General features: G+C 67.5%; 22 protein-coding genes. 11 read left to right on the top strand and 11 right to left on the bottom strand.

The features are described 5' to 3' along the window. Complete coding sequence (locus tag M2299_RS05490; RefSeq protein ID WP_025878360.1) at positions 1–1,434, bottom strand: Do family serine endopeptidase; 1,434 nt, start codon at positions 1,432–1,434, stop codon at positions 1–3. A 489-nt stretch (positions 1,435–1,923) separates the two neighbouring features. Here M2299_RS05490 and M2299_RS05485 point away from each other — a divergent pair, with 489 nt between their 5' ends. Further along, the gene (locus M2299_RS05485; protein ID WP_280884017.1) at positions 1,924–2,838 is read left to right on the top strand and encodes a histone; all 915 of its coding nucleotides are present in this window, start codon (positions 1,924–1,926) and stop codon (positions 2,836–2,838) included. Between the two features lie 136 nt (positions 2,839–2,974). Further along, positions 2,975–3,673, top strand: a complete 699-nt coding sequence (locus M2299_RS05480) for a hypothetical protein (RefSeq protein ID WP_134831883.1) — start codon at positions 2,975–2,977, stop codon at positions 3,671–3,673. 15 nt (positions 3,674–3,688) lie between these two features. Here M2299_RS05480 and M2299_RS05475 read toward each other — a convergent pair whose 3' ends face one another. Then, complete coding sequence (locus tag M2299_RS05475; protein ID WP_025878363.1) at positions 3,689–4,048, bottom strand: DUF1428 domain-containing protein; 360 nt, start codon at positions 4,046–4,048, stop codon at positions 3,689–3,691. Between the two features lie 278 nt (positions 4,049–4,326). Between M2299_RS05475 and M2299_RS05470 the strand changes: the two genes are divergently transcribed. Both M2299_RS05470 and M2299_RS05465 read left to right on the top strand, forming a co-directional pair. Continuing rightward, positions 4,327–4,899 (top strand): Ax21 family protein, encoded by a 573-nt coding sequence (locus tag M2299_RS05470; RefSeq protein WP_025878364.1) that lies wholly within the window; start codon positions 4,327–4,329, stop codon positions 4,897–4,899. A 191-nt stretch (positions 4,900–5,090) separates the two neighbouring features. Continuing rightward, the gene (locus M2299_RS05465) at positions 5,091–5,762 is read left to right on the top strand and encodes a response regulator transcription factor (protein WP_280884016.1); all 672 of its coding nucleotides are present in this window, start codon (positions 5,091–5,093) and stop codon (positions 5,760–5,762) included. 15 nt (positions 5,763–5,777) lie between these two features. On the opposite strand, the gene M2299_RS05460 is transcribed toward M2299_RS05465, so the two are convergent. Next, positions 5,778–6,167, bottom strand: coding sequence for a DUF6165 family protein (locus tag M2299_RS05460; protein WP_218788447.1), 390 nt, complete (start codon positions 6,165–6,167; stop codon positions 5,778–5,780). Between the two features lie 165 nt (positions 6,168–6,332). Between M2299_RS05460 and M2299_RS05455 the strand changes: the two genes are divergently transcribed. After that, positions 6,333–7,031, top strand: a complete 699-nt coding sequence (locus tag M2299_RS05455; RefSeq protein WP_280884086.1) for a TorF family putative porin — start codon at positions 6,333–6,335, stop codon at positions 7,029–7,031. Here M2299_RS05455 and M2299_RS05450 read toward each other — a convergent pair. Next, on the bottom strand, positions 7,028–8,221 hold the full coding sequence (locus M2299_RS05450) for an MFS transporter (RefSeq protein WP_280884015.1): 1,194 nt from the start codon (positions 8,219–8,221) through the stop codon (positions 7,028–7,030). The genes M2299_RS05455 and M2299_RS05450 overlap by 4 nt on opposite strands. 99 nt (positions 8,222–8,320) lie before the next feature. On the opposite strand from M2299_RS05450, the gene M2299_RS05445 reads away from it, so the two are divergent. After that, positions 8,321–9,208 (top strand): LysR family transcriptional regulator, encoded by an 888-nt coding sequence (locus M2299_RS05445; protein ID WP_248148280.1) that lies wholly within the window; start codon positions 8,321–8,323, stop codon positions 9,206–9,208. Here M2299_RS05445 and M2299_RS05440 read toward each other — a convergent pair. Next, positions 9,177–9,644 (bottom strand): DUF1456 family protein, encoded by a 468-nt coding sequence (locus M2299_RS05440; RefSeq protein ID WP_280884014.1) that lies wholly within the window; start codon positions 9,642–9,644, stop codon positions 9,177–9,179. The genes M2299_RS05445 and M2299_RS05440 overlap by 32 nt on opposite strands. Positions 9,645–9,729: 85 nt before the next feature. Here M2299_RS05440 and M2299_RS05435 point away from each other — a divergent pair, with 85 nt between their 5' ends. Next, positions 9,730–10,224, top strand: a complete 495-nt coding sequence (locus M2299_RS05435; protein ID WP_280884013.1) for a hypothetical protein — start codon at positions 9,730–9,732, stop codon at positions 10,222–10,224. Between the two features lie 88 nt (positions 10,225–10,312). After that, the gene (locus M2299_RS05430; RefSeq protein WP_025878372.1) at positions 10,313–11,065 is read left to right on the top strand and encodes an SDR family NAD(P)-dependent oxidoreductase; all 753 of its coding nucleotides are present in this window, start codon (positions 10,313–10,315) and stop codon (positions 11,063–11,065) included. 85 nt (positions 11,066–11,150) lie between these two features. On the opposite strand, the gene M2299_RS05425 is transcribed toward M2299_RS05430, so the two are convergent. The 4 genes from M2299_RS05425 to M2299_RS05410 form a co-directional block, all read right to left on the bottom strand. Next, positions 11,151–12,044: an SPOR domain-containing protein gene (locus tag M2299_RS05425; RefSeq protein ID WP_180831786.1), complete on the bottom strand. Its 894-nt coding sequence runs from the start codon at positions 12,042–12,044 to the stop codon at positions 11,151–11,153. Between the two features lie 21 nt (positions 12,045–12,065). Then, positions 12,066–13,754, bottom strand: a complete 1,689-nt coding sequence (gene argS, locus M2299_RS05420; RefSeq protein WP_025878374.1) for an arginine--tRNA ligase — start codon at positions 13,752–13,754, stop codon at positions 12,066–12,068. A 114-nt stretch (positions 13,755–13,868) separates the two neighbouring features. After that, positions 13,869–14,573, bottom strand: coding sequence for a DNA repair protein RadC (gene radC / locus M2299_RS05415; RefSeq protein WP_025878375.1), 705 nt, complete (start codon positions 14,571–14,573; stop codon positions 13,869–13,871). 71 nt (positions 14,574–14,644) lie between these two features. Further along, positions 14,645–15,271: a response regulator transcription factor gene (locus M2299_RS05410; protein ID WP_025878376.1), complete on the bottom strand. Its 627-nt coding sequence runs from the start codon at positions 15,269–15,271 to the stop codon at positions 14,645–14,647. A gap of 225 nt (positions 15,272–15,496) precedes the next feature. Between M2299_RS05410 and coaBC the strand changes: the two genes are divergently transcribed. Genes coaBC through M2299_RS05395 form a run of 3 tightly spaced genes read left to right on the top strand, consistent with a single transcriptional unit; the run spans position 15,497 to position 19,599 of the window. Next, on the top strand, positions 15,497–16,753 hold the full coding sequence (gene coaBC / locus M2299_RS05405; protein ID WP_280884012.1) for a bifunctional phosphopantothenoylcysteine decarboxylase/phosphopantothenate--cysteine ligase CoaBC: 1,257 nt from the start codon (positions 15,497–15,499) through the stop codon (positions 16,751–16,753). Next, positions 16,750–17,238, top strand: coding sequence for a dUTP diphosphatase (gene dut, locus M2299_RS05400; RefSeq protein WP_223487229.1), 489 nt, complete (start codon positions 16,750–16,752; stop codon positions 17,236–17,238). The genes coaBC and dut overlap by 4 nt, the downstream gene beginning before the upstream one ends. Positions 17,239–17,250: 12 nt before the next feature. Continuing rightward, positions 17,251–19,599 (top strand): phosphomannomutase/phosphoglucomutase, encoded by a 2,349-nt coding sequence (locus M2299_RS05395; RefSeq protein ID WP_223487230.1) that lies wholly within the window; start codon positions 17,251–17,253, stop codon positions 19,597–19,599. Between the two features lie 264 nt (positions 19,600–19,863). Here the strand turns inward: M2299_RS05395 and M2299_RS05390 are convergent, their stop codons facing one another. Together M2299_RS05390 and M2299_RS05385 are read right to left on the bottom strand one after the other, a co-directional pair. Further along, the gene (locus M2299_RS05390; RefSeq protein WP_025879418.1) at positions 19,864–20,577 is read right to left on the bottom strand and encodes a response regulator transcription factor; all 714 of its coding nucleotides are present in this window, start codon (positions 20,575–20,577) and stop codon (positions 19,864–19,866) included. Next, positions 20,558–23,218 carry a sensor histidine kinase KdpD gene (locus tag M2299_RS05385; RefSeq protein ID WP_280884011.1) on the bottom strand — a complete coding sequence of 887 codons (2,661 nt, stop codon included), beginning with the start codon at positions 23,216–23,218 and terminating at the stop codon, positions 20,558–20,560. Before M2299_RS05385 ends, M2299_RS05390 begins: the two co-directional genes overlap by 20 nt. Positions 23,219–23,221 lie beyond the last annotated feature (3 nt).

The raw sequence follows: 23,221 nt of genomic DNA, 5'->3' as shown, positions 1-23,221 counted from the left end.
TCAGCGCATCACCAACTGGCCCTGCTGCTGGCCATTGTTGCGCAGCACGCGCAGCACCAGGGTGGGCGGGCGCTGCTGGAAATTGGCGCGCCAGCTGGCCAGGTCGGCGAACTCGCCCACCGTGGCGTCGGTGATGATGTCGCCCTGCTGCAGGCCATTGGTCGCGGCGCGGCTGCCGCGCTTGACCTCGCTGACCAGCACGCCGCCCACGCCAGACTGACGCAGCGATTCGGGCAGGTCGACGAAGCTGGCACCGGTCAGGCGCGGGTCCAGGCTCTCGCCGCTGACCACGCGCGCCTGTTCCTTCAGCGTTGCCTTGATCTGCAGCGGCTTGCCTTCGCGGCGAACGTCCAGGGTCAGCACGCTGCCCACCGCCGCCAGGCCTTCCACGTTGTGCAGTGCTTCGGCACTGTCCACACGCTGGCCGTTGGCCGATACCACCACGTCGCCCGGCTTCAGTCCCGCGGCGGCACCGGCCGAACCGGCCAGCACGCGGGTTACCAGGGCGCCGCGGGTTTCGCCCAGGCCCAGGCCCTGCGCGATCTGCGCGCTCAGGTTCTGGCTTTCGATGCCCAGCGTGCCGCGCACCACCACGCCATGCTTGACCAGCTGGTCGACCACGCTGCGGGCCAGGTTCGACGGAATCGCCAGGCCCAGGCCGATGTTGCCGGCCATGCTGCCCTGCGGGTTGAAGCTGGCGGTGTTGATGCCCACCAGCTGGCCCTGCAGGTTGACCAGCGCGCCTCCGGAATTACCCGGGTTGATCGATGCATCGGTCTGGATGAAGTTCTGGTAGCCCAGCCCGCGGATGCCACTGCGGCCCACCGCCGAGACGATGCCCGAGGTGACCGTCTGGCTGAAACCGAACGGATTGCCGATCGCGACCACGAAGTCGCCCACCCGCAGCTGGTCGCTGTTGCCCAGCTTGATGTCGGTCAGGTTCTGCGCCGGAATGCGGATCAGCGCGATGTCGGTGTCGCGGTCCGAGCCGAGGAACTCGGCCTTCACCGTGCGCCCATCGGCCAGTGTCACCTGCACGTCATCAGCGTTGTCGATGACGTGGTGGTTGGTCAGCACCAGGCCTTCGGTGGCATCGATGATGACGCCCGAACCGAGTGACTCGTTGATCCGCTCCTGCGGGATGTCCGGGAACAGGCGGCGGAAGAACGGGTCGTTGAAGAACGGGTTGCGTACCCGCACCACCTGCTTGGTGTTGACGCTGACCACCGCCGGCATCGCCTTTTCCAGCATCGGTGCAAGCGAAGGCACCGCCTGCCCGGCGACCGCGGCCGGCAGCGCTGCGGAGGTGGGCAGTACCGCCGGCAGCGGAGCGGCATCGGCACGGTTGTCCAGGTGCGCATTGAGGCCGGTGGCAACGAAGCCGCCGAAGGCAGCGGCGATTGCGAGCGTAAGCAGGGTGGGAAGCGGTCGCATGGGAGTCGGTTCGCAGGCTGAGGTTGGGGCCGTTGACGCATACGGTAGAACAAGCTGAATGAGTGTGTCGCGATCTGGATAAATGCCCCATGAAAATCCGACCCCCACCGCAGGCGCCGGAAAGCTGACGCGCGCACCACAACGCTGTTCGCGACAGCCGCGAGCGAGCTCCGCAAGGCACGCCGGCAGCGCCCTGATACACCGCGACACTTGCGCAGTTCCGCGCATCCCGACCTTGCGATGACGCTCAGTGCTGCGCGGATGTGTGGCTGCTGCCAGTGCCTGCATCGGCACGCCAGCAGCAGGCAGGCTGCGCAGCACACTGCTTAAAAAAAGGGATTTCCTGACTGCGGGGCACGTCAGCCGCCGCTATCGCTTACTCCAGTTGCGTCGCACCGGATGCGATTGGCCGGTCGTGCCCGTTCCACGATAGCCATTGTCGGTATAGCATCGCCCCGTTTTGACAATCCAGGCCCCCAGGAGGGCAACATGAGCAACGGTAATGGTGTGTCGGTCGTGACCGACGCCGTCGAGAACGTGAAAGAAACCGCCACCAACGTCGGCGAGACCATCGCCCACGCCGCCGAAGACGCAGTGAAGTCGGTCAAGAAGACCGTCAAGCGCGCCCGCAAGGCTGCCACCACCCGCGTCGCCAAGGCCAAGAAGGTCGTGGCCAAGGTCGAGAAGACCGTTGCCAAGAAGGCCGAGAAGGCTGCCAAGTCGGTCGGCAAGACCGTTGCCAACGCCAAGAAGAAGCTGGAAGCGGCCAAGAAGAACGCCAAGGCCGAAGCTGCTGCCCTGAAGAAGGAAGTGGCCAAGAAGAAGGCGGCTGCCGGCAAGACCGTGACCAAGAAGGCTGCTGCTGCCAAGAAGACCACCAAGGCTGCCGGCAAGAAGGTCGCTACCGTGAAGAAGGCCGCCACCAAGAAGGTTGCGACCGCCAAGAAGGCTGTGGCCAAGAAGACCGCTGCTGCCAAGAAGGTTGTCGGCAAGAAGGTCGCTACCGCCAAGAAGGCTGTGGCCAAGAAGACCGTGGCCGCCAAGAAGGTCGTCGGCAAGAAGGTCGCTACCGCCAAGAAGGCTGCGGCCAAGAAGACCGTCGCTGCCAAGAAGGTCGTCGGCAAGAAGACTGTCGCTGCCAAGAAGGTCGTCGGCAAGAAGACCGTCGCTGCCAAGAAGGTCGTCGGCAAGAAGACCGCCGCTGCCAAGAAGGTCGTCGGCAAGAAGACCGCCACTGCCAAGAAGGTTGTCGGCAAGAAGACCGTTGCTGCCAAGAAGGTTGCCGGCAAGAAGGTCGCTGCTACCCGCAAGACGGTCGCCAAGAAGGCTGCACCGCTGAAGAAGGCCGTGGCCAAGAAGGCTCCGGCCAAGAAGGCCGTGCGCAAGGCTGCCAAGCGCAAGTAATCGCGCGTGGTTCGAAGGCCCTTCCGCTCATCGGGCGGGAGGGCCTTCTGCGTTTCGGGGGGGCTGATCGTTGCCTGGCGTGGATCTGCGGCTGCAGCCTGGGGCAAGATGAAGGTCTTCCGCAGGAGCCCTGACCATGCGCGGCATCGATTTCAGTTCCTGGCAGGGCGTGCTGTCCACCCTGGCCGGGTTGGTCCTGATCACCCTGCTCGGCGTGGGCATCCGCCTGCTGGTGATGCAGACCCTGCAGCAGCGCCGCGAACGAGAGAATCGGCAGATCAATGAGCGGCTGCGTACCTTGATGGCGGCCTACAAGACGCTGGGCGGCTCCTTCACCGGTGAGCTGGGGGTCGATCCAACCCACCTGCGCGACCTGCGCCAGCGGGCCCACGAAGAAGGCATCGCCGAGCCGGGCTCGGATCGGGCCCGGCGCATCCGCGATGCGGTCGAAGCGGCCTTGTCGGACATCCTGCTGCTGGGCACCGACGAGCAGGTACGGCTGGCCGCGCGCGCTGCCAGTGAACTGGCACAGGGGCGTGCGGTGCACACACACGAACTGGTGATCTCGCTGCGCGACTTCGTCCGCGAGGCGCTGGACCTTGCGCCGGTACCGGCCGACCTGGAGATCCCGCGCCAGGGGCCTACCCGCCCTGCGGGCAGCGCTGGCGGAAGTGGCAAGGGCCGCAACGAGGGCGAAGCCAAGGGCGGTCGCACCGGTGGAGGTGGCGGCGGTGGCGGCGGCATGGGTGCCGGAATGGGCGGGCTGGGTGTTGGTGCCGGTGCTGCGCTGGGTGCCGGCCACGCGGCGGGTGAGGATGAAGCGGGCGCCCGCTGAGGACGCCCGCCCGGGTCAGCGCTTGAGTTCGAAGATCGGCTCGAATCCGCCGTAGATCATCCGTGCACCGTCGAACGGCATGGGATTCTTCGACGGGTCCAACCGCGGGTCTTCCATCATTTTCTGCATGCCTGCATCGCGGGTGGCCTTGTCCGGCCACTCGATCCAGGAAAACACCACGGTCTCCTCCGCCGTGGCTTTCACCGCGCCGAAGAAGTCGGTGGTCTTGCCGTGCGGCACGTCATCGCCCCAGCACTCGACCACGCGCAGCGCGCCGTGTTCGAGGAACACCACGTCGCCGCTGCGCGCGTGGGCGAGGAATTTCTCCTTGTTGGCGGTGGGCACCGCCAGGACGAAACCATCGATGTAGCTCATCGCTTGCCTCCGGAATGGACCGTGCCAGGTGCACGGCCTTCATTGAGTCGACGCTTCAGGGCGCGGCAAATCGACATCGATTGCCGCGCCATTGAATCGAAGCGCGTGCGCGTACCGCGCGCGTATGCCTGAGCCTTGCTGAATCAATGCAAAAAATTCAGCAATGCGAAGACCGCTGTTTTCAGGGAGCGTTGTGGCGAATAACGGAGAATTTACATTCCCGATGCGATGGCGCCCTGGCGCTGCTGCACACCATAAGAAAGTAAAGGTGTACCCCCATGAAGAATTCGCTGATTGCTCTGGCTCTGGCCGCTGCCCTGCCGTTCACCGCTTCGGCCGCCGAGAACCTGTCCTACAACTACGCCGAGGCTGATTACGCCAAGACCGACGTTGACGGCATCAAGGCTGATGGCTGGGGCGTGAAGGGTTCCTACGGCTTCCTGCCGAACTTCCACGCTTTCGGCGAGTACAGCCGTCAGGAAGTCGACCACACCAACATCAAGGTTGACCAGTGGAAGGTCGGTGCCGGCTACAACGTCGAAATCGCTCCGTCGACCGACTTCGTTGCCCGCGTCGCCTACCAGAAGTTCGACCAGAAGCACGGCCTGGATTTCAACGGCTACAGCGCTGAAGCCGGTATCCGTACCGCGTTCGGTGCCCACGCTGAGGTCTACGGCCTGGTCGGTTACGAAGACTATTCGAAGAAGCACGGCGTCGACATCGACAGCCAGTGGTACGGCCGTCTGGGTGGTCAGGTCAAGCTGAACCAGAACTGGGGCCTGAACGGCGAGCTGAAGATGAACCGCCACGGCGACAAGGAATACACCGTCGGCCCGCGCTTCAGCTGGTAATTGCGTCTACGGCGCGCCCGCGCGCTGTTCGCGCTGAAACAGGCCCGGCATTGCCGGGCCTGTTGCGTTGTGGGGAATCAGAACGGAGTCTGACTGCGATGCGCGGCGTCATGTTGCATTGCAATGAATTGGATTCCGCCACCGCCAGTGGCGGCCTACGGTGGATATCCCGTGCTGCCGGATACACCGCGATGCCGCCCGTACTCCCACCGCTGCTCCCCGACCGGCCGCGCCGTCTGGCGCTGCTGGATCCGCATCCGGTGCTGCGGCTGGGGGTGGAAGTGCTGCTGCACCAGCACAGCGGCGTGCACGTGCGCGGCAGCTACGCCAACGAAGATGACCTGGTGGAACTGCTGCAACGTGAATCCGGCTGCGTTGACCTGCTGGTGATCGATGCGCTGCCGCTGGGGGATCTTGGCGACGGGTTGCAGCTGCTGCGCGGATTGTCCCGGCGCTGGCCCAGCCTGCCGATACTGGTGCTGTCGGCGCACTGCAATGCCAGCACCGTGGCCACGACGATGCAGGCCGGCGCACGCGGCTTCCTGTCCAAGGCGACCACGCCGGAAATGCTGCTGCGCGCGGTGGACGTGGTGGCCCGCGGTGGGCGGTTCGTGCCCCCGGAGCTGCGCACGCAGCTGAATCGATCGCGCGCGCGGCGCATGTCGGCGCCCAGCCTGACGCCACTGAGCCGGCGTGAACGCGAAGTGCTGCGGCTGGTGCTGCAGGGGTGCAGCACCGGCGAAGTGGCCCGGCGCTTCCAGCGCTCGGCCAGCACGATCAGCACGCAGAAGAAAGCGGCCTACCAGAAGCTCGGCATCCGCAGCGATGTCGAACTGTTCCGCATCCGCCACCTGCTGGAGTGAGGCTGACGGGCGCGCTTACTCGCCCTGGTACTGCTTTTCCTCGACCAGCGCCGAACCGGCAACACGGTTGATCTCGTTCTTCACCTGTACGCGTTCGCCGTTGGTGCCGTACACGCCGCGCGCCAGCTGGATGAACGCCTCGTCGAATACCTGCGCCGCTTCCTTGTCGCGCAGCTGGTCCTGGATCTCCCACATGCGCTCGTTGATGGCCTTCAACTGCGTCTTCAGCGCGGCCAGTGCCGGCTGCGCGTCAAGCTGCTGCAGCAGCAGCGGCAGCAGGCCGTCAAGCTCGGTGCGCACGTTGGCCAGCTTGGTCGCATCGTCGATGCGCTCGGCCTTGATCTCGAGAATGGTGATCTTGTCGATCAGCTCGCCGATCGATACCGGGGTCAGGATGGCGTCCACGTGGTTGGTTCCTGGAAATAGGCCCGCATGATACCGCGCCCACCGCAGCGCGGATTTACGCTGAATTTGCGCTGGCACGGCAGCATCGCCATCGAACCGTTACGGCCCCGCCATCGACACTGCCGTCCCGGCGGACAGACCGCCTTCGACGAGGAAGTGAGTGCAGTGAAGAGCAAGGGGATGATCGTGGCCAGCGCGGCCGCACTGGCGGGGCTGCTGTGCGCCGGCAGCGTGCAGGCGCAGGTGCAGGTGAGTGGCACGGCGGCATTGACCAGCGACTATGTCTGGCGCGGCAGTTCGCAGAGCGAGGGCGATCCGGCCGCGCAGGTGGGGGCAAAGGTGACGGTGGGTTCGGGCTGGTATGCCAGCGCATGGGGATCGAATGTCTCGTTCACGCCGGACAGCGGGGCACGCAGCGAGTTCGATCTCGTCGCCGGCTGGTCCGGCGCGCTGTCGCCGGACTGGAGCCTGGATGCGAACCTCACCCGGTATGTCTATCCGGGCACTGGCCGCGCACTGGACTGGACCGAACTCAATGTCACCACCACCTGGAAGCAACGCGCCTGGCTGCAGGTTGCCCACTCCAACGACGCCCTGGCCGGCGGCCGTCGCGGCAACTACGCACAGCTGGGCGTGCGGGTGCCATTGAACGAGCGCGTGCGGTTGGAAGCGGCGGTGGGGCAGTATTGGCTGCCCACCGCGCAGGGGCCGGACTACCTGCATGGCCAGCTCAGTGCCATTGCTACGTTGACGCCGGCCTGGGAACTGCGCGCCACCGTGCATGACACCGACAGCGCCGCCAAGCGTCTGTTCCCGGGCAATGCCGGTGGACGCTGGGAACTGGCGCTGCAGGGCAGCTTCTAGTCGGCCGACGCGGCCTGGCGTGCGCGCCAGGCACTGGGCAGCCACACCAGCAGGGCCAGTACCGCCACCGCGGTACCGGCCACGCATACGCCGGTCCAGCCGAAACGCTGGTAGACCTGTGCCGACAGCAGCGAGCCCAGCGAACCCCCGATGAAATAGCCGGTCATGTAACCGGCATTGAGGCGGTTGCGTGCCTCCGGCTGCAGTGCGTAGATCAGGTTCTGGTTGCTGACATGCAGCAGCTGCGCGGCCAGGTCCAGCACCACCACGCCGACCAGCAGCGCCAGCAGCGAATGCGCCGACAGCCCCAGAGGCAGCCAGGACAGCAGCAACAGCACAAGCGCAATGGCCGTGGCCCGGCCGGTCTGGCCACGATCCGACATGCGCCCGGCAAGGCCAGCAGCCAGCGTACCGGCGGCACCGACCAGCCCGAACAGGCCGATGGTGGCGTCGCTGTAGGCATACGGCGGCTGCGCCAGCAGGAAGGCCAGTGGCGTCCAGAAGATCGCGAACATCGCAAAGCTGCACGCGCCGAGCAGCGTGCGCTGGCGCAGCACCCGTTCCTGCACGAACAGCGTGCCGATCGAGCGCAGCAGCGCGAAGTAGCTCAGCCCGGCGCTGTGGTGGAAACGCGGCAGGCCGCGCTGCAGGGCCAACGCGGTCAGCACCAGCGTACCTGCAGCGATCGCATAGACCAGGCGCCAGTCGCCCAGGCTCGACAGCAGCCCGGCCACGGTGCGTGCCAGCAGGATGCCCAGCAGCAGCCCGCTCATCAGCGTGCCGACCACGCGGCCGCGATGCTCCGGTGCGGCCAGGGTGGCGGCGAACGGCACCAGCACCTGCGCCACCACCGAGAACAACCCGGTGATCGCGGTACCGGCCAGCAGCCATGGCAACGACGGCGCGCACGCGCTGATCACCAGCCCGCTGGCCGACAGCAACGTCATCACCACGATCAGCCGGCGGCGCTCGAACAGATCACCCAACGGCACCAGCAGGATCAGGCCAGCGGCGTAGCTCAACTGCGCAGCGGTCACCACCATGCCGACCTGGCCGAAAGGCACGCCGAAGGCATCGGCGATGGTATGCAGCAACGGCTGCGCGTAGTAATTGCTGGCCACCGCGATACCGGTGGCGACCGACATCAACAGGATCTGCCAGCGCCGGAGGGGAGGAAGGGAAGGGGACACGCGATGTTCCGTGAAGCAGGGCAGCACAGTGTCCGCCTGCTGCTCTCATGATGGAAATGAATCATCATCATCGCTGTCATCTGGAATTGAGATACGGGTGTGAACCTCAAGCAGCTCGAATTCGCCGTGGCCCTGGCTGAAGAGGGCAACTTCACCCGTGCGGCCGCGCGCTGCCACGTCGTGCAGTCCGCCCTGAGCCATCAGATTGCCCATCTGGAGCAGGAGCTGGGCACGATGTTGTTCGAGCGGTTGCCTCGCCAGGTGCGCGCCACCGCGGCGGGAGAGGCGTTGCTGGTGCACGCCCGGCAGGTGCTGGCCAGCCTGCGCCACCTGCGTGCCGATGTCGCTGCCGTCAGTGGTGACGTGCGCGGGCTGCTGGCGATCGGGCAGATCTCGTCGCTGACCGGCGTCGACGTGGTGGCCATGCTGGCTGCCTTCCAGCAGCAGCACCCGCAGGTGGAGTTCCAGTTGCGGGTGGACAAGAGCGAGACCCTGCTGCAGCAGGTGCAGTCGCGCGCACTGGACGTGGCGCTGGTGGGGCTGGCGCCGTCGGCCCATCTGGAGGGCGTCTGCCACCAGATGCTGCAGGAAGAGGATCTGGTGGCCGTGCTGGCGCCGCAGCATCGGCTGGCCACGCGCCAGCGGTTGCCGTTGGCGGCGCTGCAGGATGAGGCCCTGGTCGATTTCCCGCGGGGGACCGGCGCGCGCCGGCAGACCGATGATGCGTTCGCCGCAGCGGGCCTGCCGCATCAGGTGCGTTTCGAGGTCAACCTGATGGAACTGGTCGAGCGCTTCGTCCGCCACGGCCTGGCGGTGGGCATCGTGCCGGTGCGGATCGCCGACGGTTTCGAAGGGGTGGTGCAGGTGCCGCTGCAACCGACCCCGACCCGGCGCGTACATCTGGTCTGGCAGCGCCTGCCGACGCCGGCCGCACGCGCCTTCGTCGACGCCGTGCTCAGCTGCGCAGGCGCAGGCTCAGGCCCTTGAGGAAGTTGCGCAGCATCTGGTCCAGGCAGCGCCGGTAGTTCTTGTGGCCGGGCTGGCGGAACAGCGCGCCGAGTTCGGATTTGGAGACGTTGAAGCCGACGCTGGTGAAGATCTCCATCATGTCGACATCGCGCAGCTGGAAGGCCACGCGCAGCTTCTTCAACACCAGGTTGTTGTCGATGCGGGTTTCCACCGCGCGCGGCGCCTGGCCCTCATCGTGACCGCGCAGGTGCAGGATCAGGCCATCGAGGAAGTGCGCCAGCGCACTGTCACTCATCGGCTGGAAACCCGGCTCGTCTTCACGCAGCAGCCAGGCCTTGGCCTGGTCGACATCCACTTCGAACGCCGGATCGGCCATCTGGCACAGGGTCACCACGTGGTGGTCGCCGAGGTCCAGGGAATAGCGCACGCTGCGCAGTACATCATTATTGATCATGGCCCATTGTACCGGCCCTGCGGCTGTAACCGGACTGTCACCGGATTGCAGCATCGTGAGCGCTGTTCTGCAGAGACCCTCTCCGATGCGCCGGTACCTCCTTTCCGTTCTGCTGGTCGCCAGCAGCTTCGCCGCCACCGCCCAGGATCGTTTCGTGCCCGTGGAGCAGCGTCTCAGCGCGGCCCAGCTGGCCGAAGTGGGCCTGGACGCGACCCAGCTGCAGACCCTGAACCGCGTGCTGCGCGAGGCCGAGGCATCTACGCCCGTACCCACGCGGGCGGCGGTTGCGGCCAACACCGGCGCGCCGTTGCCGGCCAACGTTCCCGCCCCAGCGGCGATGCACCTGGGCCTGGAAGAGGGGCCGGTCAGCGCGCGCGTGGTCGGCGACGTTGCGGGTTGGCAGCCGGGCACGGTGTTCACCCTCGACAACGGCCAGCAGTGGCAGGTGATGAAGGGCCAGATGAAGCTGCGCAAGACCCTGCAGGCACCGCAGATCGAGGTGATTCCGGGTATCGCCGGGCGCTGGTTCCTGCAGGTTGACGAAGATCTGCCGAAGGCACGCGTGTTCCGCCTGCGCTGACCGCGCGCACCGCAGTGGGCCGATCAGGCAACGCAGCCGTGGGCCGACGGTGCCAGAATGGCGGTCTGGTTTCCCACGGAGTTGTCTGATGACCCGAACCGTCCTGATTACCGGCGCCACTTCCGGCTTCGGCGCCGCTGCCGTACACCGCTTCGCCCAGGCGGGCTGGAAAGTGATCGCCACCGGCCGTCGCAGCGAACGCCTGCAGCCGCTGGTCGAGCGCTACGGCAAGGAGGTGGTGCACGCGGCCGTGTTCGACGTGCGTGATCCGGTCGCGATGGAAGCGGCACTGCTGGCGCTGCCGCCGGCCTTCGGTGACATCGATCTGCTGGTCAACAATGCCGGTCTGGCCCAGGGCACCGCGCCGGCGCAGAGCGCCAGCCTGAAGGACTGGACGACGATGATCGACACCAACATCACCGCGCTGGTCACCCTGACCCATCGCCTGTTGCCGCAGCTGGTGGAGCGCAAGGGCGCCATCATCAACATTTCGTCGGTGGCCGGTGTCTATCCGTATCCGGGCGGCAACGCCTATGGCGGCACCAAGGCGTTCGTCAGCCAGTTCTCGCTGGGCCTGCGTTCGGACCTGCACGGTACCGGTGTACGCGTGACCACCATCGAGCCGGGCATGGCCGAAACCGAGTTCACCGTGGTCCGCACCCATGGCGACCAGGTTGCGTCGGACAAGCTGTACACCGGCGCCAACCCGATGACCGCCGAAGACATCGCCGAGCAGATCTTCTGGGTGGCGAGCCTGCCCCCGCACCTGAACATCAATCGCCTGGAACTGATGCCGGTCAGCCAGTCGTTCGCCGGTTTCCAGGTTGCCCGCGAGAGCTGATCCGCTGTCTGCAGCGTCGAGCCCGGCGCTGCACGGGGAAAAAAAAGCCGGGCAATGCCCGGCTTTTTTCATTATGCCCGCACGGTTACTGCGCCTTGATCGCCATCGCCTGCAGGCCGGTGCCATCCAGCTTCTGCTTGGCTTCGGAAAGCTCACCGGCGGTGCCATAGGGCCCCATGCGTACGCGGTACACGGTCTTGCCGTTGATCTGCGCCGACTCCACGCGTGCGGCCAGGCCCATCATCGCCAGCTTGGCCTTGGTCGCTTCGGCATCGCCGGACGCGCCGAACGCACCGGCCTGCAGGATGTAGCGGGCGTTGTCGGCCGGTGCCGGGGCTGCTGCAGTGCTGGCGGTGGCCGGCGCGGTTTCGCTGCGTGCCGCAGGAGCGGCGGCAACGGTGCTGGTGCTGGCCGGCGCGGTGGTGGCCGTTGGCGCGGCGGTCGTCGTGCGTTCACTCACCGGCGTCGGCAGCGGACGGCTGGTGGCGGTCACCGGCGCGGTGCTGGCAACGCTCGCCGTCGCCGCAGGGGCTGCGGCCGCAACTGCCGCCGGCACTGGCTTGCCTTCCAGTGCGGCCTGCGCGCGCTGCGCTTCGGCCTTGCTCCGGCGCTGTTCCTCGGCGCGCGCGCTGGCGGCCAGTTCGGCGTCGGACATCTCCACTTCCTTGCCAGGCAGCAGGGTGTAGAAGTCGTACTGGGTGGCCGCCGGCTTTTCCGGCTCAGCCGGCTTCGGCGTGGCCGGCTGTGCGGCCGGCTGGGTGCCGACATCGCCTTCGCCATCGGCCACCGGCGCCGGCTGCGCGTTCGGGTTCGGCTGCGGACCGGCGCGCAGGAAGCCATCGCCCTCGCCCTTGAACAGGTTCGGCGCCGCCAGGAACACCACGGCGGCGATCGCCACGCCGGCAACCAGCCACACCCATCCGGGCGTGCCTTGGCTGCTGTTGCGCCGAGCCTGTGTCTTGCCGCGTCGTGCTGCCATGTCTACTGCGTCTCCTGAGGCTTACATTTTTTCCGGGGCGGAAACGCCCAGGAGGTCGAGGCCGTTGGCCAGTACCTGGCGCGCCGCGCAGGCCAGGGTCAACTTGGCATTGCGATCGGTCGCGTCGTCCACCAGCACCGGCGTCCCGTGATACCACGTGTGGAAGGCGTGCGCCAATTCGCGCAGGTACTGGGCGACCAGATGCGGTTCCAGCGCCACGCCGGCCGCTTCCACCACTTCCGGATAACGCGAGATCTCGTTCATCAGGGCCAGCGATGCGTCATCGGCCAGGCGGCCCAGATTGGACAGGCCGGTGCCCTGTTCGTAGACCAGACCCTTCTCCTGCGCCTGGCGCAGCAGGCTGCAGACGCGGGCATGTGCGTACTGCACGTAGAACACCGGGTTGTCGTTGCTCTGCTGACGGGCCAGGTCGATGTCGAAGGTCAGCTGTGAATCGGGCTTGCGTGCGATCAGGAACCAGCGGGTCGCGTCGCGGCCGGCTTCTTCGATGAGGTCGCGCAGGGTGAAGTAGCTGCCGGCACGCTTGGACAGCTTCACTTCCTCGCCGCCGCGCATGACGGTGACCATCTGGTGCAGCACGTATTCCGGCCAGCCCTGCGGGATGCCCACTTCCATGGCCTGCAGGCCGGCACGCACGCGCGCCAGTGAACCGTGGTGGTCCGCGCCCAGTTCGGTGATCGCGCGCTCGTAGCCGCGCTGCCACTTCGACAGGTGGTAGGCCACGTCCGGCACGAAGTAGGTGAAGGTGCCGTCGGACTTGCGCATCACGCGGTCCTTGTCGTCACCGAAGTCGGTGCTGCGCAGCCACAGCGCGCCGCCTTCCTCATAGGTATGGCCCGACGCCTGCAGCTTGGCCACTGCCTCGGCGACCTTGCCATCGGCGTACAGCGAACTTTCCAGGAAGTAGATGTCGAAATCCACGCCGAACGCGGCCAGGTCCAGGTTCTGCTCGTTGCGCAGGTAGGCCACGGCGAAGCGGCGGATCGCCTGCAGGTCGTCCGGGTCCTTGGCGCCGACCACCAGGGTGCCTTCCAGGTCGACGCTGGCGCCGGACATGTAGGCACGGGCCACGTCGGCGATGTAGTCGCCGCGGTAGCCGCCTTCCGGCCAGCCTTCCTGGTCCGGGGCAATGCCCTTCACCCGGGCCTGGGTCGACAGCGCCAGGTTCTCGATCTGCACGCCGGCATCGTTGTAGTAGAACTCGCGCTTGGCATTCCAGCCGTTGGCATCGAGCACGCGTGCCACGCAGTCGCCGATGGCCGCGGCGCGGCCGTGGCCGACATGCAGCGGACCGGTCGGGTTGGCCGACACATACTCCACGCCTACCGTGCGGCCATTGCCGGACAGGTTGCGGCCGTAATCGGCGCCTTCCTTGATGACGGTGACGGCTTCGCGCTGGTACGCGGCCGGCGCCAGGTGGAAATTGATGAAGCCGGGGCCGGCGATCTCGACCTTGCTGACGTCTTCGCTGCGGGGCAGTGCCTCGACCAGCGCCTGTGCCAGTGCGCGCGGATTGCTGCGCGCGGCCTTGGCCAGCAGCATCGCGGCGTTGGTGGCGAAGTCGCCATGGTCGCGGGTCTTCGGGCGCTCGACCACGAAGTCCGGCGGCAGGGAGTCGACGGGCAGGGTGCCATTGGCGCGCAAGGCTTCGATGCCTTGGCTGATCAGGGCGCGGAGGAGATTTTTCACGAGGCCTGCTGTGAGAATGAGCGGCGGAATCGCCCATTTTAGCGCAGATGCCGGCCTCAACGCTGACCGGGGCCTGCCTGCCAGGGCACGCGTCGCGGCGTGCTGCTGCGGGGCTCATCCGACCAGGCGGGCCTGGAGCGGTGGCAGAAGACCCCGTTCAGCAAACGAAACCGGACGCCCCTCGCCGACCACGAAGTGGTCCAGCAGGCGGATGTCGACCAGTGCCAGGGCCCGTTGCAGCTCCTCGGTGATCTGCGCGTCGGCGGCCGAGGGTTCCGGGTCGCCAGAGGGATGGTTATGGCTGAGGATGACCGCGGCGGCGTTGTGCAGCAGGGCTCTGCGCACTACTTCACGGGGGTAGACCGGGGCCGCGTTGATGGTGCCGGCGAACAGTTCCTCGCAGGCGATCAGGCGGTGGCGGTTGTCCAGGAACAGGACCACGAACAGTTCCCGTGCCTGCCCACGCAGACGGTGCTGCAGGTAACGGCCGACGGCGGCAGGGTTGTTGCCGACCGCTTCGCCCTGCTGCAGTTCAGCGGCCAGGTAGCGGTGGGCCAGTTCCAGCCCTGCGGCCAGCGTGCAGCTGCGAGCCGGCCCCAACCCAGGGAGTTTCGATAGTTCGCGGGCGGAGCGGTCCAGCAGCACGCGCAATGGGCCGTGGGCGAGCAACAGGTCGCGCGCGGTCTGTACGGCGTCCCGGCCGCCAATGCCGGAACCCAGGAACAGGGCCAGCAGTTCGGCGTCGGACAATGCCGTGGGACCCCGGGCCAGCAGCTTCTCGCGGGGGCGCTCTTCTTCGGGCCATTCATGGATGGGCATGGCGCCCATCATGGCGATCATCGCCGACTGCTCCCATAAGCCCTTGCCGCACCTGCGGGTCGGCCAAGCCCTCAGTCGCGCCGGGTCTGCAGGTAGTCGTAGAGTTCCTGGTTGGTCTGCAGGCCCAGCTTGCGCATGGCTTCGGCCTTCTGCCGGCTGATCGTCTTCGGGCTGCGCCCGCTGCGGTCGGCGATGGCATTGATGTTCAGGCCATCGGTCAGCAGTTGCAGCACTTCCAGTTCGCGTGTCGACAACGCAGCCGGTGGATGGGGGAACAGCAGATCGCGGGCCTGCAGGTGGCGCCGCAGCTGGTCGGAAACGAACACCTGCCCGGCCATGGCGGCATGCAGGGCCTGCGGTAGTTCGGCGAAGTCGGCGCTCTTGTCGACAAGGCCGTGTACGCCATCGCGCAGCAGGCCATCGAGCAACCCCGGGTGCCTGGCCCCGGTCAGCACTACCACGGGAAGGTCGGGATGGCGTTGGCGCAGCTCGGCCAGCAGTTCAGGGCCGTCCGGGCCGGGGCCGGGCATGGACAGGTCGGTGAGTACGGCGTGGCAGGGCTGCTGGACCAGCAGCTGCAGCAGTCCGGCACCGTCGGCAGCGGCACCGGCCACGTCCATCTGGTGACGCTCAAGCACGATTCGGATGCCGTGCAGGACGACCGGATGGTCGTCGGCAATGATGATGCGCGGTTGCACGGGGAACTCCTGGGAAATCGAACGGCACACCTCGGTGGCCAGCAATGATTCTGCAAAGCGGGGACGCGAAGAGGTATAGGAAAGTTCCGAATCGGCGCGCAGCAAACCCGGAAAACTCCATCGGCCCCCGCCCATGTGCTGATAGCCGCCCGCTATGTGCCGCGTGCACCGGGAGGTTGCTGGCCTTCGGGTAAGCTAACGCCCTCGTTTGCACAGGAATTCCAGGTGGCTGATTCTCCCAACGCTTCCCCGACGCGGACCCGCGCGCTGGAAGGCCAGAAACTGCTCTTGTGTGTCGGTGGCGGGATCGCGGCCTACAAGGCCCTGGAACTGGTTCGACGCCTGCGTGATGCCGGTGCGCTGGTGCAGGTGGCGATGACGGCCGGCGCCCAGCAGTTCGTCACCCCACTCAGCTTCCAGGCCCTTTCCGGCCAGCCGACCCGCACTACCTTGTGGGACAGCGCCGCCGAACAGGCCATGGGCCACATTGAACTGGCACGCTGGGCCGATCGCATCGTGATCGCGCCCGGTACCGCCGACTTGCTGGCCCGCCTGGCCCAGGGCCACGCCGACGACCTGGTCAGCACCTTGTGCCTGGCCAGCACCGCACCACTGACCGTGTGCCCGGCGATGAACCATCGGATGTGGCTGCATCCGGCCACCCAGGCCAATATCGCCCTGCTGCGCCAGCGCGGCGCGCAGGTGATCGGTCCGGTCGATGGGCCGCTGGCCGAAGGCGAATCCGGCCCCGGTCGTTTGGCCGAGCCGGCCGACATCGTCGCCGCCCTGGCCGCCAACGGCGCTGCCGCTGCCGCGGCGCCGGAAACGCGCGCCCTGCAGGGCCTGCGCCTGCTGATCAGCGCCGGCCCGACCTATGAAGACATCGATCCGGTGCGTTACGTGGGCAACCGCAGCAGCGGCAAGATGGGCTACGCGCTGGCCGCCGCTGCCGCCGGGCTCGGTGCCCAGGTGGTGCTGGTCAGCGGCCCGGTGCAGCTGCCGACGCCGCCCGGCGTGCAGCGCATCGATGTGCGCTCTGCCGCGCAGATGCGCGAGGCGGTACTGGATGCGTTGCCGGCCGACATCTATATCGGTGCTGCCGCCGTTTCCGACTACACCCCGCGCCAGGTTGCCGCGCAGAAGCTGAAGAAGACCGCCGACAGCCAGTCGCTGGTGATCGAGTTGGTGCGCACCCCGGACATCCTGGCCGAGGTTGCCGCGCAGACGCAGTCGTTGAAGCTGGTGGTCGGCTTTGCCGCCGAGACCCACGAGGTGGAGAAATATGCGCGCGGCAAGCTGGTCGACAAGCGCCTGGACCTGGTGATCGCCAACCAGGTGGGCATCAGCGGCGGTGGTTTCGAAAGCGACAACAATGCCGCCACGGCCTTCTGGCAGGATGGCGAACAGGTATTCCCGGCTACTTCCAAGCGTGAGCTGGCCGAACAACTGCTGGCGCTGATCGCGCGGAGGCTTCAGGCATGACCCAGGCAAGCAACACCCACGGACTCTCCCCGCAACCGTTGCAGGTAAAGCTGCTCGACCCCCGCTTCGGCGACAGCTGGCCGCTGCCGGCCTATGCCACCGAAGCCAGCGCTGGCATGGACCTGCGCGCGGCGCTGGAAACCGCGCTGACCCTGCAGCCGGGCGACACCGTACTGGTCCCCAGCGGCCTGGCCATCCATATCGCCGATCCTCATCTGTGCGCAGTGATCCTGCCGCGTTCGGGCCTGGGCCACCGCCATGGCATCGTGCTCGGCAACGGCACCGGCCTGATCGACGCCGACTACCAGGGGCCGTTGCTGATCAGTGTCTGGAACCGTGGCCGCGAGGCCTTCACCATCGAGCCGGGCGATCGCATCGCCCAGTTGGTGATCGTGCCGATTGCCCGCGTCAGCCTGCAGGTGGTGGATACTTTCACCGACAGCGTGCGGGGAACGGGTGGATTCGGCCATACCGGGGTGCGTTGACAGGGGACATCGATGAGCGGCATCGGGGAAGCACAGCGGGGAACGACGTTGGGGCGCAGCGCGCCATTGCTGGGCGTGCTGCTGGTACTGCTGGCCGCCTGGTTCGGCTGGAGCGCGGTACAGCAGTGGCGGCAGGCCGCCAGCGGGGACGCGCTGGAACAGGCCCGCGACCAGGCCGTGCAAGGGCTGCAGCAGGCGGCCTCCGGCCAGTTGCAGCAGCTGCAGCAGCAGTTGAAGGGCGACCGCGTGCAGCAGGCGCTGCAGGCCGGTGATGCCGCCGGCGCCGCGCTGGCGCTGCGGGAGAGCTGGACCGGCGTCGAGCAGGTGGAGGTGCTGGGCGCTGACCTGGCCGCAGGCTATGCCGATGCGGCCACCTTTGGTTTCGCCCGCCTGGCCCTGCTGGAATCGGCGCTGGCCGAAGGCAAGGCAACCCTGCGCGTGGTCCGCGATGGCGGCGGCAACCGCCTGGGTCTGGCCGCGCCGGTACAACTGGCCGGTGTCGGGCCGGCGGTGGTGTATGTCCGCCAGCCGCTGCTGCGGTTGACCGCGCCGCTGGATCAGGTGAGCGCCCCCGGCAATGGCTTCCTGGCGCTGCGCCAGGGAGCACACAACATCGTGGTGCAGGGCGATACCGGCCTGTCCGAGAGCGCCGAAGCAATGGCGCGCCCGGTGGCGGGAACGCCGTTGCGGCTGGCCGCCGGGGTGCCCAATGTGGAACCCGGCCCGCTGGGGCTGGGAGCCCTGGCCAGCGCGATTGTCGCCCTGCTGCTGGGCTTCATCGCGGTACTGCTGGTGGTAGGTCGTGGCCGGCTGCCGAAGTCGCTGCCGCTGCCCAGTCGGCGCAGCGCGGTGGCCGACGCCGATCACGGCCCGACCCTGCGTGAAAGCCTGCAGATGGTCCCGCCAACGGTGCCCGGCGAGACGGTGGCCGAGGCTGCGCCACCTCCGCCGCCACCGGTTCCGGCCGACGAGCTGGCTGCAGGCATCTTCCGCGCCTACGACATCCGCGGCGTCGTGGGCAGCCAGCTGACCGCGCGCACCGCCGCGCTGATCGGCCAGGCCATCGGCACCGTCGCCCTTGAGCAGGGCCTGCGCGAGGTGGTGATCGGTCGCGATGGGCGCTTGTCCGGTCCCGAACTGTCGGCCGGTCTTGCCGAAGGCCTGCGGCGTGCCGGCTGTGCGGTCATCGATATCGGCCTGGCGCCGACCCCGGTGGTGTATTTCGCCGCCTTCCATCTGCGCACCGGTACCTGTGTAGCGGTCACCGGCAGCCACAATCCGCCGGACTACAACGGTTTCAAGATCGTCATCGGTGGTGAGACCCTGTCCGGCGATGCGATCACCGACCTATACCAGCGCATTGTCGAAGGCCGTCTGGTGCAGGCTGCGGAGCCGGGTGATTACCAGCAGCGCGAGGTCGCCGCCGATTACATCCAGCGTATTGCCGATGACGTGCAGCTGGACCGACCACTGAAAGTGGTGGCCGACGCGGGCAACGGCGTGGCCGGTGCCTTCGCCCCGCAGCTGCTGGAAGCGATCGGCGCAGAAGTCATCCCGTTGTACTGCGATGTCGACGGCACCTTCCCCAACCATCACCCCGATCCCAGCGAGCCGGCCAACCTGGAAGACCTGGTGCAGACGGTCAAGCGCTTTGGCGCCGACCTCGGCGTGGCGTTCGATGGTGATGGCGATCGCCTTGGCGTGGTCACCAGTGAAGGCAGGATCATCTACGCCGACCGTCTGCTGATGCTGTTCGCCGCCGACGTGCTGATGCGCAACCCGGGCGCGATGGTGATCTACGACGTGAAGTGCACCGGCAGGTTGTCCGATCACGTGCTGCGCAACGGTGGCAGCCCGTTGATGTGGAAGACCGGGCACTCGCTGATGAAGGCGAAGATGCGCGAGACCGACGCCGAACTGGCGGGCGAGATGAGCGGCCACTTCTTCTTCAAGGAACGTTGGTTCGGCTTTGACGATGGCCTGTACGCCGCTGCACGCCTGCTGGAGATCCTGGCCCAGCGCGAGGAAACGCCGGACGAAGTGCTGGCCGAACTGCCGGAAATGGTGGCGACGCCGGAGCTGAAGGTGCCGGTGGCCGAAGGAACCCCGCATGCGTTGGTGGCGATGCTGGTGGCCGCTGCGCAGTCGCCGGACAACCCGTATGTCGGCGGCCGCCTCTCGACCATCGACGGCCTGCGGGTGGACTTCGCCGACGGCTGGGGCCTGGTTCGCGCCTCCAACACCACGCCGGTGCTGGTGCTGCGTTTCGAAGGCAACGACGAAGCAGCACTGGAGCGTATCCAGGCGCTGTTCCGCAGCCAGCTGCAGCCGGTGCTGGGCGACACCCCGCTGGGGTTCTGAGGTGAGGCCGGGCTGCGCCTGGCACCCGCGGTAGTGCCGGCCGCTGGCCGGCAACCTCAGAAGCAATGGCAAAAAGCAGGTTTGCTGTCCCCGCCTTCGACAGATCTCCGCGATCTGCCGGAACGACACGGCCCGCTCCTGGTGGGTGTCGACCTTGGTCGACACAGTAGATCCACGCCATGCGTGGATGCTCTTCGATGATGTCCATCCACGCATGGCGTGGATCTACTTGGCTGGTGGGTGCCGACCGTGGGTCGGCACGCCTCACCCCTTGAACCGCAACCCCACGCCCGGTTCGGTGAACAGGTAGCGCGAATCCAGCGCCGAGTCGCCCAGCTTGTGCCGCAGCTTGCCGACCAGGATGCGCAGGTAGTGGGTGTCGTGCTGGTGGGTGGGTCCCCAGATTTCCTGCAGGATCTGTGGCTGGGTGACCACCCGCCCGGCATTGCGCAGCAGCAGCGACAGCAATGCGTACTCCTTGCGGGTCAATGCCACCAGCTCGCCATCGATCGCCACTTCACGGCGCACCAGGTCCACATGCAGGTGGCCATCGTCGAACACCGGCGGCGTGCCATCGGTCGGCACGCTGCGTGTGCGCAGCAGCGCCCGCACCCGCGCCATCAGTTCCTGGGTGCCGAAGGGCTTGGTCACATAGTCGTTGGCGCCGTTGTCCAGTGCACGCACTTTCTCGGTTTCGCCGGCACGCACGGTCAGCATGATCACCGGCACCTGGCTCCACTGCCGCAGCTGCTCCAGTACCTCGTGGCCTTCCATGTCCGGCAGGCCGATGTCCAGGATCACCAGGTCCATGTCCTCGCTGGCGGCCATCTGCAGGCCTTCCTGGCCGGTCGCGGCCTGGCGCACCTGGTAGCCCTGTGCGCGCAGGCTGATGTCCAGGAACCGGCGGATCTGGGTTTCATCGTCGATCACCAGCACGCGCGGGGCCGGCGCGCTGGCATCAGTCGGGGTCGGACTCATCGTGGGAGGCTGGCTTGAGCAGGGGCAGGGTAATGCGGATCAGGGTACCGCGACCGTCGCGCCCGGGCAGCGCCTGCACGCTGCCGCCGTGTGCGCCGATCATCCCCTGGCAGATGGTCAGGCCCAGGCCGGTGCCGTGGCGGCCGCGGTCGCCGCGTTCGACGCTGTAGAACATGTCGAAGATGCGCGCGCGCTCGTCGTCGGGAATGCCGGGGCCGGCATCGATCACGTCGATGCGCAGCTGACCGTCCAGTTCGCGCGCCAGCACCTGCACGGCGGCATCGGCTGGCGAGAACTTGGCAGCGTTCTCCATCACGTTGAACACCGCCTGTTCCACCAGTGCCGGATGCACCCATATCGGTGCCAGCGTTGCCGGAATATCCAGCTCCAGCCGCACCTTCGGCTGGTAGCGCTGCAGGCGTCGGGCGGCCGAACCGATCAGCTCGTCCACGCCTATCCAGTCGCGGTTGATCTTCAGGCCCTCGTGGCCCAACCGGGTCATGTCCAGCAGGTTCTGGATGTAGCGGTCCAGGCGCTCGCCTTCGACCAGGATGGTGTCCAGCAACGCGCGGCGGTCGGCCAGATCCATCGCCGCGCCGTAGCTGGCCAGGCTGTCGGCCGAGCCGATCATCGCTGCCAGCGGCGAACGCAGGTCGTGCGACACCGAGGAAAGCAGGGCAGAGCGCAGCCGCTCGGTCTCGTTGCTCACATGCGCCTGTTCCAGCTCGGCCACCAGGCGCGTGCGCAACGCGGCCTGGGCGATGTCGTCGACCATCGCTTCGGCCAGCTGGCGCTGTTCGGGCAGCAGCCGCGCCTGCGCACCCGGCAGGTACAGGCCGGCCACGCCGATCGCGCGGTCTTCGCCGTCCAGCAGCGGCAGGAACCACCATTGCGCGCCGGCCAAGGTATCGGTGAAGCGGCCACTGGGCTGGCCATGGCGCAGGGCCCAGTCGGCCGCCGCCAGATCGGTATCACCGGGCAGGCTGCGGCCACCGGCGGCGGTATCGGCGCCGATCCGCAGCCAGGCCGGTACGTCCATGGCCTGTTCCAGCGCATGCCGGCCGGCCTGTGCCACTTCACCATTGCCGGCCGCGCTGGCCAGCTGCCGGCCCAGCTGCTGGCGTGCGCGTGCATGGCGGTTGGCCGCGCGCAATGCGATCACCTGCATGCGCAGGCGCGACGCCAGGCGTCCGGCCACCAGCGCCGCTGCCAGGAACAGGAACACGGTGATCACGCCCTGCCGCGCGCCGATGGCGAAGGTGAAGCGCGGCGCGATGAACAGGAAGTTGTAAGCGAGGAAACACAGGATCGCCGCCATCACCGCGACGCTGGCGCGGGTACGTGCAGCCACCAGCACCACCGCCACGATGAACACCATCGACAGATCGGCCATGCCCACCCAGCGTTCGACCAGCCACGCCACCGCGCAGGCAAGGGCGGTGGCGATCAGGGCCTGCAACGGCTCGTGGCTGCCCCCGCGCATCGGTGGCAGCAGCCCCTCTCGACGGGAACGCGCACGGGCCTGCGGCGTGCTGATGATGGTGATCTCGTAGTGCGCGCCGCGCTGGATCAGCTGCTGGGTCAGGGTGCGGTTGAACATCCGCGCCAGCGGCCGTTCGCGGGTACGCCCCAGCACCAGCGTCGATACGCCGTTGTGCGCGGCGTGGTCGAGCAATGCATCGGCGATGCTTGAACCATGCAGCAGCTCGGCTTCGCCGCCGAGGCGGCGGGCCAGCGCGAACGCAGCATCGATCTCGCGCCGGGTCGCTTCGTCCTGGCGGCGCCCCTGCACCGTCACCACCGTCCACGGTGCATCGCGGCGTTCGGCGATGCGCCGTGCCACCCGCACCAGGTATTCGCTCTGGCCACCGCCGTCGATCGCCACCAGCACGCCACGCCGCAACGGCAGATTGCTCTCACCGCGCGCGGCGCGGGCTTCGCGCAGGCTGCTGTCGACACGGTCGGCGGCCTCCTGCATCGCCAGCTCGCGCAATGCGGTCAGGTTGGCCGGCGAGAAGAACGCCTGCAGGGCCTGCGCGGCCTGCTCGGGCACGTACACCTTGCCCTGCTGCAGGCGCGCGATCAGTTCGCGCGGCGGCAGGTCGACCAGCACGATGTCATGCAGGCGGTCGAGCACGCCATCGGGCACGGTCTCGCTGACACGCACGCCGGTGATGCGCATCACCACATCGTTGAGGCTTTCCAGATGCTGGATGTTGACCGTGGTCCAGACGTCGATGCCGGCGTCCAGCAGTTCCATCACGTCCTGCCAGCGCCGTTCGTGGCGGCTGCCCGGCGCATTGCGATGGGCCAGCTCGTCCACCAGCACCAGCGCTGGTTTTCTCGCCAGCACGGCGTCCAGGTCCATCTCCTGCAGGTCGTGGCCATGGTAGGCCACGTCCTTCAGCGGCAGCCGTGGCAGGCCTTCCAGCAGGGCCTGGGTATCGGCACGGCCATGGGTCTCCACCAGCCCGACCACCAGGTCCACGCCACGGCGCAGCTGTTCCTGCGCGCGGGTCAGCATGGCGTAGGTCTTGCCGACGCCGGGCGCAGCGCCCAGGAACACGGTGAGCTTGCCACCGGCTTCGCGTTGCAGTCCTTCCACCAGGGCGTTGGCCTGGCGGGTCCGCAGATCAGTCATGGG

The sequence above is a fragment of the Stenotrophomonas sp. 1278 genome (assembly GCF_029892765.1).
Lineage (GTDB): Bacteria > Pseudomonadota > Gammaproteobacteria > Xanthomonadales > Xanthomonadaceae > Stenotrophomonas > Stenotrophomonas indicatrix.
Note: the sequence above shows the minus strand (reverse complement) of the source record. Positions and strands in the feature narration are given on the sequence as shown.

Excerpts from the sequence above, each read along its gene's own strand:
- M2299_RS05485 (WP_280884017.1), top strand. The coding sequence starts at position 1,924 with ATGAGCAACGGTAATGGTGTGTCGGTCGTGACCGACGCCGTCGAGAAC.
- M2299_RS05390 (WP_025879418.1), bottom strand. The coding sequence starts at position 20,577 with ATGAGTCCGACCCCGACTGATGCCAGCGCGCCGGCCCCGCGCGTGCTG.
- M2299_RS05475 (WP_025878363.1), bottom strand. The coding sequence starts at position 4,048 with ATGAGCTACATCGATGGTTTCGTCCTGGCGGTGCCCACCGCCAACAAG.
- M2299_RS05440 (WP_280884014.1), bottom strand. The coding sequence starts at position 9,644 with ATGATCAATAATGATGTACTGCGCAGCGTGCGCTATTCCCTGGACCTC.
- M2299_RS05385 (WP_280884011.1), bottom strand. The coding sequence starts at position 23,218 with ATGACTGATCTGCGGACCCGCCAGGCCAACGCCCTGGTGGAAGGACTG.
- M2299_RS05430 (WP_025878372.1), top strand. The coding sequence starts at position 10,313 with ATGACCCGAACCGTCCTGATTACCGGCGCCACTTCCGGCTTCGGCGCC.
- M2299_RS05490 (WP_025878360.1), bottom strand. The coding sequence starts at position 1,434 with ATGCGACCGCTTCCCACCCTGCTTACGCTCGCAATCGCCGCTGCCTTC.
- dut (WP_223487229.1), top strand. The coding sequence starts at position 16,750 with ATGACCCAGGCAAGCAACACCCACGGACTCTCCCCGCAACCGTTGCAG.
- M2299_RS05435 (WP_280884013.1), top strand. The coding sequence starts at position 9,730 with ATGCGCCGGTACCTCCTTTCCGTTCTGCTGGTCGCCAGCAGCTTCGCC.
- M2299_RS05465 (WP_280884016.1), top strand. The coding sequence starts at position 5,091 with ATGCCGCCCGTACTCCCACCGCTGCTCCCCGACCGGCCGCGCCGTCTG.
- M2299_RS05395 (WP_223487230.1), top strand. The coding sequence starts at position 17,251 with ATGAGCGGCATCGGGGAAGCACAGCGGGGAACGACGTTGGGGCGCAGC.
- M2299_RS05480 (WP_134831883.1), top strand. The coding sequence starts at position 2,975 with ATGCGCGGCATCGATTTCAGTTCCTGGCAGGGCGTGCTGTCCACCCTG.
- radC (WP_025878375.1), bottom strand. The coding sequence starts at position 14,573 with ATGCCCATCCATGAATGGCCCGAAGAAGAGCGCCCCCGCGAGAAGCTG.
- M2299_RS05470 (WP_025878364.1), top strand. The coding sequence starts at position 4,327 with ATGAAGAATTCGCTGATTGCTCTGGCTCTGGCCGCTGCCCTGCCGTTC.
- M2299_RS05425 (WP_180831786.1), bottom strand. The coding sequence starts at position 12,044 with ATGGCAGCACGACGCGGCAAGACACAGGCTCGGCGCAACAGCAGCCAA.